Source organism: Marinifilum sp. (assembly GCF_965230805.1).
Classification (GTDB): Bacteria; Bacteroidota; Bacteroidia; order Bacteroidales; family Marinifilaceae; genus Marinifilum.
Genome location: NZ_OZ246019.1, coordinates 3452915 through 3467370 on the forward strand (window position 1 = coordinate 3452915; position 14456 = coordinate 3467370).

A 14456-nucleotide genomic window follows, 5' to 3' on the forward strand; every position below is an offset into this window, starting at 1 on the left:
AAAATTAAAAATGAAGAAAAATGAAAATAATAAATAGATCCCTTATAGTAATCTTGCTTGCACTAAGCCAATGTTTTGTGGCATGCGAAGATTGGCTGGATGTGAAGCCGGCTGGTGATGTTGACTTAGAAGAACATTTATCTGATGCAGACGGTTATTTTAAAACCTTAACCGGTGTGTATATGAATATGGCTGATGAAAACTTATATGGACATCAACTGATGTATGGCGTCATCGAGACTGCTGCACAAAACAACTTTGACCATAGCAGAGGTCCCTATGATGACTTTAACTGGGAAGATCCGGCCGCAAAAAACCGGATGGAAGCAATTTGGTCAGGTTTATACAATGCCATTGCCAATAACAATGTTATTTTGGATAATATTGATGCCAACAAAGACCTATTCCATGAGGATGATTATAATCTGATTAAAGGGGAGGCCTTGGCCTTAAGAGTATTTTTACATTTCGATGCTCTACGTCTGTTTGGTGAAGCCTATAGCGATGAAACAGCTTCTAATATCCAAATTCCCTATGTGCTTAGTTTTGAATTGGCACGTTACCCGCATCTAAGCATGGATAAGGTGTATGAGCAATTGTTGTTGGATTTGGATGAGGCAGAAAAATTATTAATGGCATCTGATCCTGTTATTGGGGATTATGATGGCCAGCTGTTTAATACAAACAAAAGGAAATATCACCTGAATTACTTTGCTGTATTGGCATTAAAAGCCAGAGTGTGTATTACAAAGGGAGACACAGAGCTTGCCAAGGAATATGCTGAGAGAGTTATTAATGAATATACTTGGACATGGGTATCAGAATCTGATTTAAAAGACCCTGATATTGCAGACCGCGATTTGTTGTTTAGTAGTGAGTTGATTAGTTGTTTGAACGTTCAGAAATTGGATGACTATTACATTGAGAATTTCAACGATATCCGTGCATCTTATACTCCTTATAATGGAAGGCTAAATTTTGCAGAGTTGATATTTGAAGTTTATATTCCAGACTGGAGGTGGAAGAATGATTATAATCCAACACAAGATAAAGGTGGTAATGATTTCCGCTTCCAATATTTAATGAAGGCAACTGGAGACACCGATGGTAAATTGGCTCTCTCAGCTAAATATGATCAGGGAGGTAGTGAATTTTCCAAACCTTATTTGCCGTATAAAGCTGTGCCGTTGTTCCGCGTGAGTGAAATGATGCTGATTGCCGCAGAAGCAAGTTTAGCAGATGGAGATCAAAAAGACATCCCAAAAGCAAGAACATATATTGAAGATCTTTGGGACAACAGGGGAGTTATGCCGGAAGATTTGTCGGGAATGGATGAGCAGCTATTATTGGATATCATTGTAAAAGAAATGAGAAAAGAAACCTATCTGGAAGGACAAGCATTTTATATGTTTAAACGATTGGGCTTAACCAAAATCGATCCTGCAATAAATGATGATTGGTTAAAAGATGTTGATCCTGCCAGCTATGTGGTTCCGCTTCCTGATAGTGAATTAGAATATGGTAACCGATAAGTTATATTAAAACATTAAAATTTTAAAGAAATGAAACTTAAATATATATACCTGGTACTAATGCTCAGCATTTTGTTTGGGGCATGTACTACAGATGAACTGATTGACTATAAGGGGGAGGCTTATATTTACTTCTTTCTGGATGAAGAAATTAATTCTATTATACCAGAGGAGGAACAAATTACCTTGGAAGGTAGTTACACCTTTATTTTTGAGGAGGATGACGTTAATACTAAGGGGGTTGAAATTCCTGTAAGTGTTAGTGGTTACATGTCAGACGCAGATCGCTCATTTACCATAGAGGTGGTAGACAGCATGACGACTGCAACCCAAGGAACGCATTTTAGCATCGACAATGCCAAGCAAGTAATTAAAGCAGGGGAAACCGGGGGGAAAGCAATTATTAGCCTAAATCGAACAGCCGATATGAAGGATTCAATTTATACAGTAGGGATTCGCCTAACCGGAAATGAAAACTTCACGAGCGAGATTCGAACATATTATCAGCTTTCTTTTAGTGATCTACTTTCAAAACCTGATTGGTGGTATCGAATAATTGAAGGGGAGGATTTCTATGATATTGGTGAGTTTACACAGCAGAAATGCCTGCACTGGATGGAGTATAATGGTGTGACTGATGGATCTGATCCAATAGGTCATTTAGATTCTTTTTATAAAGAAGGTGAAAGAAAGAACATCATGCGAGCTTTTGGAGTATACTTACGCGACCATCCTGATGCTCCATTATTAGATGAAAATGGCGATGTTATTTTAGAAACACTTTAATGGTTTAAAAGATGAAGAATTTACTGTATATTTTTTTAATGATTATTGTACTTGGTGCTTGTACCAAAGATGATGGAAACTACGATTATATTGAACCAGGAGAAGTTGATTTTACGGCTATACCTGATGAAGTAAATGCTGTATTAGGTGAAAACCTAAGTATTGCAGGAGATATAAAAACTAATGCAAAATTAGACGATTTAGAATTTCTATGGTATACAGAAACCCAATGGGATAATGAGGCTGGATACGGTACTATCCATGGTAAAGATACCCTAAGTACTGAAAAAGATCTGAATATTACTGTAACACTGAAACCTGGTAATGATATCAGTTTAAGATACCTTGTATATAATAACAAACTGAATGTACGTTACGAAAAAAATATTAAAGTCACTGTTACAACAGCTTTTTCAAAAGGTTGGGGATTTATTACCGATAAAGGTAATGCTACAGATTATTCCTTTATCGCAGAGCTTCAGGATACTGTATACTATAAAGATGCTATATCAGCAATTGATGGTGAACTTGTAAAGGGTAAAGGTATAAAGTTATCTTACAATTGGAGTAGATGGGATAATTATAGTTATGCAAATATTCTAACCGAAACTGGAGGAAGTTACTACGATGCATTTAGTTTAAAAAAGATACAAGATTTTATGGATCTATGGAATTCTACCAGCTATCTTCAATTACCATTTACAGGTGCATTTATGGATTTTAATGCATTTGATTTGGGACAACCTTTTATGATGGCCAATGGAATGCTATATCCTAAAGAAGGAGATTTAATGGAAGATAACTATTGGGAGTTACCAGTTGAAGGTGATTATGAAATAACAGGTCCTATGTTTGCTTCTGCAAATGAAAGAACTATTTTCTTTGATTCTAAAAACAGGAGATATGTATATCTAAAAACGGCTTGGGATGTTGATGTTTGGACGATTAGAAATTTTACTTTAACAAATCCGGAAACCTATCCATTTGACCCTGCCAATGTGAACAAAGATTTGATATGGGCGACGAATAATGTGCCTTTTGGAGAATGGGTTGGAGAATATCCAATTTGCTCAGCGGTATGTAAAGATGCTGATGGTAAATTCTATATGCAGTTATTTATGGATGATTGGGATGAAGGATTTACTCCTTTGGCCGAAGAAGAATTACCTGCCGGAATGGTAGATGACAATTCCGTATTTGCATCAAATGGAGATTTTCCTTATAACTACATCAGTAAAGGAAATGCTATTCACCGTTTTAACCGAAACACGAAGGTATTTGAAAGCAATTATATTACTGACCTGGAAGGTACAATAACCGATATGTGTACAGATACTTATGGGGAAAGACTTGCGGTTGTAATAGACAATGGCGCTGGCTCAAAAGTTGTGTTTTATGATACGCAAACTGAACAGCGTATCGGGAAAGCATACGAATCAACAGATAAAATCATCGACATTAAATACAAAAATGATATTTAATTACATTATATAAGGAATTAGAAAGCAAGAGGATTATTGAAAGATAATCCTCTTGTATTAAGAACCACTTGTTATTTTGGAACAGAACATTACTAGTGTGACGACATTGGTAAATCTATACAATCCTGTCACAAGTTCACAATTATTCATTTATCCAATTCAAGAATTAGAGTATCAACAATGAAACGAATATGTAAAAATTCATCATTTGTTACAAACAGGTAAATGATGATTTATTATTTGTGAGTTTCGTACAATAAATAAGACTATTAATGCATGAAACGAGCCATGAGAAAGTTTCTCACACAGGGGAATGACTATTAAGGCGAGTTCCATGTGATAATTGAAAACAAATTTTAGACACATGAAATATATCATAATCATATCGCTGACATTTATTTCTCTTCAATTTGCCTGTACTCCCCCAAAATCGAGCGATTCCGAAACTAAGCAAAGCAATTACACAATTAGCGGAAGAATTACAGGAATAGAGGGAGAAAAAATGATCTACCTTTATAACAAAGAAGGAAATTATTTTATAGACAGTTGTTTAGTACAAAATGGCAAATTTTCATTAAAAGGTGTACAAAACGATCCTGTTACAGCAGTTCTGAAGTTAAGTAAGAAAGGAAGCCGATTATCAGGAAAATCATTCCTTTTTTATCTGGAGAATGCTGATTATCGCTTAAATACCACTTACCTCGATTTTGAGAAGATTCAACTGGATGGGAATTCAAAAGTGAATAAAGATTTTATCAAATATAGAAATGTGATTGATGAAATTGAGAAAGAAATGCATTCTCTTTCTTCAGCAATGATGGAATCTGAGATGAGTGGTGAAGTTGATGAAAAGAACACAATACTGTATGAAGCAGCCATGAGTAAGTACAGAACTGCGCAGAAGAATTATATACAGGAAAATCCGAATACCTATCCCACGCTTGATATTTTAATTAGTTATAGTGTTATAAATGAGCAATTGAAAAAACATGAGCATTTGAGAGATGTAATGCAACCTGATATGAGTGATGATGAATTAAAAGCATCCTACCAAATGTTTTCGGATGACATGAAGAACTCTTCAAAAGGAAAAGCACTTTATAATAGTTTGTATTTTCCTTATCTAATGCAGGGTGACCAATATGTTGAATTGGAGGATACCTACACTATGGATGGAAAAGGCTTTAAAATTTCCGATTTGAAAACAGACTATGTATTGCTCGATTTTACCGGCATATATTGTGGAGCTTGCAAGAAATTCAATAAACAAATGAAACCCGAATACGATATAGTAAAAGATAAACTTACCATTGTAGCCTTTTATACCGATGCTGATAAAGAAGGGATTATCAAAAGCACCCAAAAAGATGGTATCAAATGGATGGTAGTATCTGACTTTAAAGGAAAAAACAGCCCCAACATGAAAAGGTACAAGGTAAGTGGCATTCCGGATTTTTACCTTCTGGGTAAAGACAGAAAGATAATAGAACATAAGGTTGGGGTTAGTGATGAATTTATTAAGTACTTGCTTAGTCTAAACTAAATAAGATTCATAAGTCGTGCGGTAGTAAAAAATCCATCCAATACATTGAAAATTAAGCTTAAAATGAAGAAACAAATATTATTAGCATTAACCACTATTTTGCTAAGTGCGCAAGCTTTTGCTGCACAGGTAAAAGTAAATGTTCATGCTAAAGGAGATAAAGGAAAAAGTATTGCTGTTGTAGTAGAGGGGCAGCAGTATGCATTTAAACTAAATGAAGAAAAAAAAGGAAGTGTTACCATTGATATAGAAAAACCAACATGGGCCCACTTTTCATATATGGGCGATGCTTTTTGGGTAATGTTGTATCTAAGCCCTGGCAATGATGTTAACATTGATTTGGATGTGACGGGTTCGATGACTGGAATGCCTAGAAAGCTTTCTTTTCCGGTAAGCATAGAATGCCGGGATGGTGGATTAACTGATTTTATGGTAAAATACCAGAGAGAGACTTCACAAACCTTAATGGCACCTTTTAAACCAGAGGTTTTGAGTTTTAGTGGTAAAGATCAAGAAACTCGTTTTGATGATATGCTAAACTTTTATAAAGATGAAATCAATAAAACGGGTATTTCGGATGAATATAAAACAGCGGTAAATGGATTTATAAAGTACAATCTGGCAAACGCATATTTAAGTTTTATTTTTGAAAAAGTGAGGAATCAATCAGTAAAGCTCGATGATGACTATTATCAAAAATTGGAGTCTTTAATTCAGGAAGTACCAGGCATGATTGGGATGAGAAATTATCATGACTTCTTAAGATATGCTGTATTGTATAAATACAACAGAGGTGATCTTAAACCCATTGAATACTATACAAAAGCCGCTAAAGAAATGGCTCAATTTAAAAATCCATCAATTAAATTGCAACCAATGTCTATCTATGTGCAAGAGTGTATTACACGTTTTGGAGCTAAGGGAACTGAGGAGTTACAGAAAATATTTTTAGAGCAAGCCAATGATCCAAGAGCTAATAAATGGGTAGAAAGTCTAGTTGCACAATACTCTGCATTGGACAAAGGGGCTCCTTCGCCAACATTTAATTACGAGGATGTTAATGGCAAAATGGTGTCTCTTGAGAGCTTAAAAGGAAAGTATGTGTATATCGATATGTGGGCTACCTGGTGCGGACCTTGTAAAGCAGAAATACCTCATTTGGCAAAACTGGAACACGATTATGTCAATAAAAACATTCACTTTGTAAGTATTTCAAACGATGCGCCTAAGGATAAGGAGAAATGGAAAACCGTGGTGAAAGAAAAGAACATGGGAGGCATTCAATTATTTGCCAATGGCGATCAGGAATTTGGCCGAGCCTATAAGGTAAAAGGTATCCCGCGTTTTATTTTAATCGATAAAGAGGGGAATATTGTTGCCTCTGAAGCACCAAGGCCATCAGACCCAAAAACACGCGAGCTGTTTGATTCTTTAGAGGGAATTTAATTACTACAGATAATAAAAGTATTTTTTTGCCAAATCACACCTGTTAACTCTCATGAATCAAGTTAATGAGAGGCTCTAAATGGAGAAGCACTAAACTGCCATAATGGTTTCTCCTTTAGGGCTTGGATTTACCAAATCATTAAAGTTAGATTATGGATTTATAACAAAACAGTTTTGAACAATGAACAGATATAGAATTATTGTAATCGTATTAATGGTGATTTTATCGGCATGTACAACAAATAAAGCTATTGTCAAGCATGATGAACTTGCACAATATTCGGATTATCGGTCATTGGCCAAAGAAAAATATGGGGTCAATGTAGAATTCAATTTTAACTCGGACAGCACTTTTGTACTCTGCCAAAAAGTAATTTCCAGGGATGCCTTAAATCCCAATCAAGTCAGAGAATTTTTTGTCTTCGATACCAAGAATAACCGCATCATTTACGAAGATAAAATGGCCAATGCAAAGGTAGCCTGGTACAACAAAACCCAATTATTAATTACCAGGCGAAAAGGTTTTATTGAAGATGAGGTGGATACAGGGAAACGATCTTATGTACTTGATCTTTATAGCAAGAATAAAATCATACAACCATAAATGGTCTCTGCAAGAAAACTCTTACAATTAGAGAATTCTCCAATCACTCAACAATAAAGGGGAAAGCATTCGCACAGAGTAGGCAGGCGGTTCTACCTTTAGGGAGTTAGAGGATATGTTTAGGCAGAAAACAGGGTTTTCCGGCAATCACTTAATAAATCAAAAAAAGGCTAACCAATAAATTATTACTTAATCATATGAAAAGATTTTACTATTTATTAGCCATAGCTATTCTTATGGCTTCCACTTTTGCGATTTACAATAGTCGCCATGCCAATACAGAACCGATTTCGTCCAAGGCCTTAACACCCGAAGAAATCTGGCAAAAAGAGTATCAAAAGAAAAAGGCAAAAAGAAAGAAAGGCTATTGCAAGTCCGATAAGCCGGATATGTATACCAAGTACTTCGAAGCCATTACCACCGAAATTGGCAAGAGCAAGTCGGGTTACCCATTGAATTATAAAACTCTGGAGCTTAAGAAGGCGCTAAATAACAGATCCAGATTAAAAAGTGCCAAGACAGCTTATAGCTTTGTTCAGCGTGGCCCTGCTAATGTTGGCGGGCGTACCAGGGCAATTGTGGTTGATCCTGATGATCCGAACAAAAACACATGGTATGCAGGAAGTGCAACGGGCGGCATCTGGAAGACTACCGATGCCGGTGATAATTGGACAGATCTATCTGAAGAACTAAGCAACCTATCGGTTAATGCACTGGCCATGGCCAATTCCAATCATGATATACTGTATGCCGGAACAGGGGAAAGTTTTCCGGGAGGCTCAAGAAATCACGGCAACGGCATTTGGAAATCAGAGGATAGGGGAGACAGCTGGACACAATTGGCAAACACAGCCAACGATAATAACTTTACCTACATAAATCGTCTGTTTGTAGACCCTGCAGATGCCAATATTGTGATTGCTGCTACTGAAAAAGGCATTTTAAAATCGGTAAACGGAGGGCTTGACTGGACAAAGGTTTATATCAGTCAAAATGGAGTTGAAGACCTGGCTTCTTATCCATCGGCCCGAGATACCATCTATGCAGGAGAGCATTCAATAGGCATAATTCGTAGCATTGATGGAGGAGACACTTGGCAATTGTTTTCAAATGGTTTGGATGTGGGTAAAAGACACGAGCTGGCCGTATCGCCTGTAGACAGGAATTGTGTGTTTACCAGTGTCCATTTTACTGATGAACGATCGGAAGTTTATTTCTCGAATGACAATGCCAACAACTGGACAAAATTTGACGATGATCAGAATTTTTTGGGAGGACAGGGACGATATGATAACATTATCGAAGCCCATCCATTTATCGACAGTGTAGTATTTGTTGGAGGAGTTGATTTATGGAAAGTGACTTTTAATAAAACAGACCCAACCAAGGTTTTTATTGGTCAAAAAGAAAATGTATCAGATGCTTACTCTGAGTATGGTGGCTCCAATAACTATGGCCAGTCTTTTGGATTTGGAACTACCAAAATTCCAGGTTTGCATCCCGATCATCACAATTTGACCATGATCCCTTCGGATGATGGAGAGAACTTCAGAATTGTAAATGGGAATGACGGAGGTGTTGCTGTGTCGGATGACAATGGCCTTACTTTTACCCAGAAACCAAACAATTATATCACTACCCAATTTTACGGAGTGGCCAAGCACCCCACTGCCAACGAATATATTGGGGGCATGCAGGACAATGGCACCTGGCAGTCAAAAAGCAGTGAAGATGCTTCATCGGCCAGTAATTATTACTTTCGTATTGGTGGCGATGGCTTTGAGTGTTTATGGCATCCAAATGATCCTAAAAAGATATTGGGAAGTGTTTATTACAATGATATTCGACGTTCGACAGACGGAGGGCAGTCCTGGTCTTCAGTAGAAGGGATTACCGAAGAAGACGGGCCTTTTATCACCCGATTATCTTATTCACCTAGGAATCCTGATGTTGTTTTTGCAGTGGGTACCAATGGCGTGTACAAATCTACCGATTTTGGAGCCAATTGGTCGATGAAAACGATATCATCATCATTATGGGCACGAGTAGTAACCAGCCAGCATAATGTGGAGGTGTCTTTGGCCAATCCAAACATTGTTTGGGCTGGTTCCATGTTGAGCCCATTAGAGATGATTCATGTATCGAAAGATGAGGGAGAGACATTTACAGCGGTTAGCGAATATGCCGATAGAAGCATGAATGTTTCGATAAGTGGAATCGCCACACATCCAAGTGAAGATTCAACAGCTTATGTTTTGTTTTCTTTAAGTAAATCGCCTAAAATATTAAGAACAAAAGATCTGGGAGCCACCTGGGAAGACATTTCCGGTTTCGGCACAGGTGAGCAGAGTACCAATGGGTTTCCTGATGTAATCACCCATTGTTTACTGGTAATGCCTCATGAACCATCAACCCTTTGGGCAGGTACCGAAATTGGTTTGTTCGAATCGACTGATGATGGCGCATCCTGGCATGCTGTAGATGCTAATTTACCTCCTGTTTCGGTTTATGATATGCACATCGTAGGCGAACAGGTAGTGATGGCTACCCATGGCAGGGGGATTTGGAGTGTTGATATTCCTGAGATATCCTATGTGCCCGTGATTGATGAAGTGGTAGAGGTTCAGGATAAAACAATGGATATTAATATGAATGTAAAGGCTGATTATCAAAAAATAGAAATCTACCTGGATGGCAATTTACACCAAACGATTGCTTCACCAGAACAAGGGCAGCAGTCTTTATCACTTTCAGTAGATCAGGCAGGAGTGTACAACACTCATATCATTGCCTACCTCAACGATAAAGCTTATCAATCAAATACAAAAGAGTTTGAAGTTTTGGACAAAATCCCTTCGGTAAATTCCTTTAAATTGGATGGAGAAACGACTTTGAATCTTGAAGTTGAAATACCGGTTGCATATGATCAAATGGAGATTTATTTGAACGATGAAATTTACCAAACGGTTGATCATCCCAATACGGGAACAGCGAATTATGAGATCAATGTAGATGAATCATCACTTTACAAGACCTATGTTGTTGGATACCTTTTTGATTCGCCATTTCAGTCGAATACAATGGAGTTAAATGTGATTGTAACCGATGTGGAAACCATTGTAGATAAAACGACTGATTTTAAGTTATATCCTAATCCATGCAGAGATGAATTTAAACTTCAACTCCCCGGCAATACAAAAGAATTTGGCATTGAAATTTTCGATCTAAATGGAAGAAAGCTCTATCACAAAAAAGCTCAAAACAAAGGAGTAAATACAATTAGAATAGAAACACTAAAATCGGGGCTGTATATTGTTCGGGTAACAAGCAATGGAAAAGTGTATTCGAGGAAAATACAGGTATTATAAGTGAAGTAGCAAAAATCCTTAAGACTTCAATAAAGATATTATTAGGAGATAAAATCCATTAAATTCATTGGAAGGAACGAAGGATTACAAAAAATACGGGATTTATACCAACACAAATGTTCATAATTATATTTCACTCAGAATCATTCCGAGAGTTGAAAAGAATTATTTAGTTGGTTGAGTTTGGAGCGGCCACATTTGGGAGTGGCTGCTCCATTATCTTTTTAGCATCTGTTTTTAAATTTTAAACGATTTAGCTTAGATGGTACTTTCCTTTATTTTTGGGCTTAGGAAAGTATTTCATTTGATTAGTTAGAAGCAAGCAGGTAAGGTGGCTTGCTCCTTTTTGCATGTTGTAATGTGGGGTAGCAATTGAGAGCATAAAATAATCAATTGAGATAGAGAAAATGCCAAGTGGAATATCTATCTGATCAATTATTGGCATAAAAAATCGAATTGAGATCGTACTTTTTTCAATGGGGATAGTAAAACAATAAATTGAGATTGTACTTTTTTCGATTGAGATAGAAAATGAAGTCAGGGGACGCATTGGGAAGCCAATTATTGGGTGCTTTTTTCAAATTGAGCTCGAAATTTGACCGAGGGGATGGATAGAAAATCAAATTGACCCACTTCCCGATTTAAGGGGGGCTGAAAAATTCCCCGATGGCGAGTCAAAACTTTATCGGGGTCAGTGTTTATAAAGGTTTTCTATCCTTTATAGTTAAATGCATACTTTTCTTTACGATCTTCGTTCTTCCAAAAAACGTAACGACCATATTCGCGAATTGTGCTCATATGGTTTGTAAGCAAAGTATAAGCTCTATCACGTAAAAGCTTACTCTCACTTCGTTCATCTTTGTCGCCATTGGCTGTTGCCAACAGTTCCGACATTGAACGAGAAGTGGTCATCGCTTTTCCGTTTAAACTTACATCGTAGTTTACTTTTGCCAACGGTTCAGGATACTTTTCACCCAAAATGGCTAACTCAACCAAATCCTGAATCATATCGGCATGACTGCTACCTTCTTTAATTCGGGCAACTTTTGGTTTTACCTCCTTCTCGTTGCGGAATGCGAAACTAAAATGATGAAGAATTTCATCTCTTAGTTCGTAAGCTTCGGGCGATTTAGCCAGCCATTCTTTTTGAGCCTCCTGTTGAGCGCGATATTCGCTCATCCAGTTGGCCTGGCAAAATCTTAAAGCTGCCGAAAGTGTTGGAAGTTCATCTATAATTGTACCGTCCAAACCTGCATTAACAAGAGCATCTTTGTCCTCGCTTGCTTCTTTAGCCAATGTTTCGGCCATTGCTGTGCAATCATCAATTGGTTGATTTGGAAATTTAATTTCGGCTTCGGATACGGCCAAAATTCTTTCTTTCCATGTATCAAAATCAGCTTGATATTCCATGATATTAAATTTTTAGATTATTTTTGGAAAAACTCCACCGGCCTCCTCTTCCAAGTGTGCTCGCCAAAGTCTACAGGGTTGATGATCAGCCGGTGGTTTTCCCTTCTTCAAGAAAAGAGAAAGAAACTCCCCCTCAAAACCTCAAAGAGAAGACGAAGTTAAAAAAATGTTAATAAAAAACTACCTGTCAAATGTGTCAAGTTTTCTAAATTCAGTTTATCCAGATGTGATATAGGTGTTTAGATATTTGAGGGCGAGCTTGAGATTTGCTGTTTAGGTATAAATGTTTAAAATAATATCATCTGATTCCTATTTGCACTTTGGTGTAGTGTAATTATCTTTTACTAAGATTCTTTTATTATTACTATAATTGTAGAATAATTAGATTAATGTATTCTACTCAATGAGAAATAAGGATCTCTCTTCTGGTACTTTTAAAGATTTTGAAAGAATATTTCAGGAAAATTTTATTTCTCTGGTAACATTTGCAATGACCATAGTTGATTCGCAAGATGTGGCAGAAGATATTGTACAGGAGGTGTTTATCAAAATTTGGGAGAGTAAAAAAAACACCACAGTTTATAAAGACTTAAAGGGATATTTATTTGTTTCTGTTAAGAACTCTTGTCTTAATCATGTTAAAAAAGAAAAAAGAACACAACTAAAAGAGAAAGAACTAACCGCTAAATTAATAGATATTTACGATACCCATGCAGTTGAAAATTCGGAGAGAAACAAATTAATTTTTCAGGCAATTGAAAAGCTTTCTCCTAAGGGAAAAATCGTATTAAAGTTGATTTGTTTCAATAATTTAAAGTACAAGGAAGCTGCAGAGGAGTTGGATATTTCTGTAGATACCGTAAAATACCATTATACTACCTCATTAAAAAAATTAAGAGAACTGCTAGCCAAAGATCAATTTATCTTCTTCTTGCAATTATTTAGAGTGAGAAAAGATGAACAGAAAGCAAAATGAACTATTATTCTGCATTGCTTTATTTTGTGGAGTTTTGAATGAGATTTTTCCTAAAAATTAAATTTCTTTTAAAAAATCCTACCCATTTTTTTCTTTTTGATGTATTTATAAAAAATACTGGTCATGAAGGATAATATTCTCGATTTAATAGCTGATAAATTATCAGGTGAAATTAATGATGAGCACAATAAATTGTTGATGAATTGGATGAATGAATCCGATCAGAATAAAAAAATCTACAGTTCATATGCGAAACTATTTGCTGATATCAAAAATCTTAAGAATAAAAATTTAGTAATTGATGAGCAATACAACCTATCGGTAGTTAAAGACAAGATCCTTAAAAAACAAAAAAGAAGAGTATTAGTAAATCGTGTAATGTATGCAGCGGTAGCTGTATTACTTCCAGCGATTATTTTTATTGCAGTATTCTATAGTAGTCAAACACCTGTTGTTGATACCTTGGCCAAGGTGGAAGAAATTGCTCCGGGAGTTAAAAAAGCACAATTGATATTAAGTACTGGCGAAAGAATAGAACTTTCGGATACTCTCTTGAATATTACAAACATTCAGCAAGGTGTTGAGATTTCCAATGAGAATAGTAAGTTGAATTATTCGGCATCTAATGAGTCTGCACAAAAAATGCAGTACAATACCTTAATTGTAGGACGAGGAGAAGAGTATCAGTTGGCATTGGCTGATGGAACACAAGTTTGGTTGAACTCTGAATCTGTTCTGAAATATCCTGTATCTTTTTCTGGTAGTAAAAGAGAGGTTGAGTTGAAAGGTGAGGCCTATTTTGAGGTAGCTCACAATGCTGAAAAACCATTTTTGGTGAACACCAAAGAAATGAATGTGGCCGTTTTGGGTACTTCCTTTAATGTTTCCGCTTATCCAGATGACGAAGCTGTTCATACTACTTTGATTGAAGGAAGTGTGAAGGTTCATAATAATATGGGAGAAGGTAGTGAAGCAATCCTTTCACCAAACCAACAATTTGTTTACAACAAAACAAAAAATCAAGTACAAGTAAATACTGTGAATGCAAGATTTTATTCTGAATGGAAGGATGGCGCATTTACTTTTATTGATGAACCATTGCCTTCAATCATGAAGAAAATGGAAAGATGGTACAAAATCCGGGTGTTCTTCCAGGGTCAAGATGTTCAGAATTTAAGATTCTCTGGTAAATTGAAACGATTTAATACTTGTAATGAAGTTTTGGAAGTGATTAGTAAAACTTCTCACATCAGTTTTGAGATACAAGGAGACAGAAATGTTATAATAAGACAATAAAAAAACCGGAATGT

10 protein-coding genes are annotated in these 14456 nt (G+C 36.3%); 9 read left to right on the plus strand and 1 reads right to left on the minus strand.

Annotated elements, in window-relative coordinates; all coding sequences use genetic code 11:
• Positions 1-20: 20 nt before the first annotated feature.
• From ACO05S_RS13825 to ACO05S_RS13855, 7 genes are all read left to right on the plus strand, one after another.
• Positions 21-1532: a RagB/SusD family nutrient uptake outer membrane protein gene (locus ACO05S_RS13825; protein WP_421918598.1), complete on the plus strand. Its 1512-nt coding sequence runs from the start codon at positions 21-23 to the stop codon at positions 1530-1532.
• A 30-nt stretch (positions 1533-1562) separates the two neighbouring features.
• Positions 1563-2318, plus strand: coding sequence for a DUF4843 domain-containing protein (locus ACO05S_RS13830; RefSeq protein WP_421918599.1), 756 nt, complete (start codon positions 1563-1565; stop codon positions 2316-2318).
• Between the two features lie 11 nt (positions 2319-2329).
• Positions 2330-3799, plus strand: a complete 1470-nt coding sequence (locus ACO05S_RS13835) for a PKD-like family lipoprotein (protein WP_421918600.1) — start codon at positions 2330-2332, stop codon at positions 3797-3799.
• A 364-nt stretch (positions 3800-4163) separates the two neighbouring features.
• A complete protein-coding gene (locus ACO05S_RS13840) occupies positions 4164-5342 on the plus strand; it encodes a DUF4369 domain-containing protein (RefSeq protein ID WP_421918601.1) in 1179 nt (392 codons plus the stop codon).
• Positions 5343-5405: 63 nt separating this feature from the next.
• Complete coding sequence (locus ACO05S_RS13845; RefSeq protein ID WP_421918602.1) at positions 5406-6788, plus strand: TlpA family protein disulfide reductase; 1383 nt, start codon at positions 5406-5408, stop codon at positions 6786-6788.
• Positions 6789-6969: 181 nt separating this feature from the next.
• A complete protein-coding gene (locus tag ACO05S_RS13850; protein ID WP_421918603.1) occupies positions 6970-7392 on the plus strand; it encodes a hypothetical protein in 423 nt (140 codons plus the stop codon).
• 197 nt (positions 7393-7589) lie between these two features.
• Positions 7590-10760 carry a T9SS type A sorting domain-containing protein gene (locus tag ACO05S_RS13855; RefSeq protein ID WP_421918604.1) on the plus strand — a complete coding sequence of 1057 codons (3171 nt, stop codon included), beginning with the start codon at positions 7590-7592 and terminating at the stop codon, positions 10758-10760.
• Between the two features lie 711 nt (positions 10761-11471).
• Here ACO05S_RS13855 and ACO05S_RS13860 read toward each other — a convergent pair.
• A complete protein-coding gene (locus ACO05S_RS13860) occupies positions 11472-12170 on the minus strand; it encodes a hypothetical protein (RefSeq protein ID WP_421918605.1) in 699 nt (232 codons plus the stop codon).
• 403 nt (positions 12171-12573) lie between these two features.
• Between ACO05S_RS13860 and ACO05S_RS13865 the strand changes: the two genes are divergently transcribed.
• Together ACO05S_RS13865 and ACO05S_RS13870 are read left to right on the plus strand one after the other, a co-directional pair.
• Positions 12574-13146, plus strand: coding sequence for an RNA polymerase sigma-70 factor (locus ACO05S_RS13865; protein WP_421918606.1), 573 nt, complete (start codon positions 12574-12576; stop codon positions 13144-13146).
• Positions 13147-13269: 123 nt separating this feature from the next.
• Positions 13270-14442 carry a FecR family protein gene (locus tag ACO05S_RS13870; protein ID WP_421918607.1) on the plus strand — a complete coding sequence of 391 codons (1173 nt, stop codon included), beginning with the start codon at positions 13270-13272 and terminating at the stop codon, positions 14440-14442.
• Positions 14443-14456 lie beyond the last annotated feature (14 nt).

Excerpts from the sequence above, each read along its gene's own strand:
- ACO05S_RS13825 (WP_421918598.1), top strand. The coding sequence starts at position 21 with ATGAAAATAATAAATAGATCCCTTATAGTAATCTTGCTTGCACTAAGC.
- ACO05S_RS13830 (WP_421918599.1), top strand. The coding sequence starts at position 1,563 with ATGAAACTTAAATATATATACCTGGTACTAATGCTCAGCATTTTGTTT.
- ACO05S_RS13835 (WP_421918600.1), top strand. The coding sequence starts at position 2,330 with ATGAAGAATTTACTGTATATTTTTTTAATGATTATTGTACTTGGTGCT.
- ACO05S_RS13840 (WP_421918601.1), top strand. The coding sequence starts at position 4,164 with ATGAAATATATCATAATCATATCGCTGACATTTATTTCTCTTCAATTT.
- ACO05S_RS13845 (WP_421918602.1), top strand. The coding sequence starts at position 5,406 with ATGAAGAAACAAATATTATTAGCATTAACCACTATTTTGCTAAGTGCG.
- ACO05S_RS13850 (WP_421918603.1), top strand. The coding sequence starts at position 6,970 with ATGAACAGATATAGAATTATTGTAATCGTATTAATGGTGATTTTATCG.
- ACO05S_RS13855 (WP_421918604.1), top strand. The coding sequence starts at position 7,590 with ATGAAAAGATTTTACTATTTATTAGCCATAGCTATTCTTATGGCTTCC.
- ACO05S_RS13860 (WP_421918605.1), bottom strand. The coding sequence starts at position 12,170 with ATGGAATATCAAGCTGATTTTGATACATGGAAAGAAAGAATTTTGGCC.
- ACO05S_RS13865 (WP_421918606.1), top strand. The coding sequence starts at position 12,574 with ATGAGAAATAAGGATCTCTCTTCTGGTACTTTTAAAGATTTTGAAAGA.
- ACO05S_RS13870 (WP_421918607.1), top strand. The coding sequence starts at position 13,270 with ATGAAGGATAATATTCTCGATTTAATAGCTGATAAATTATCAGGTGAA.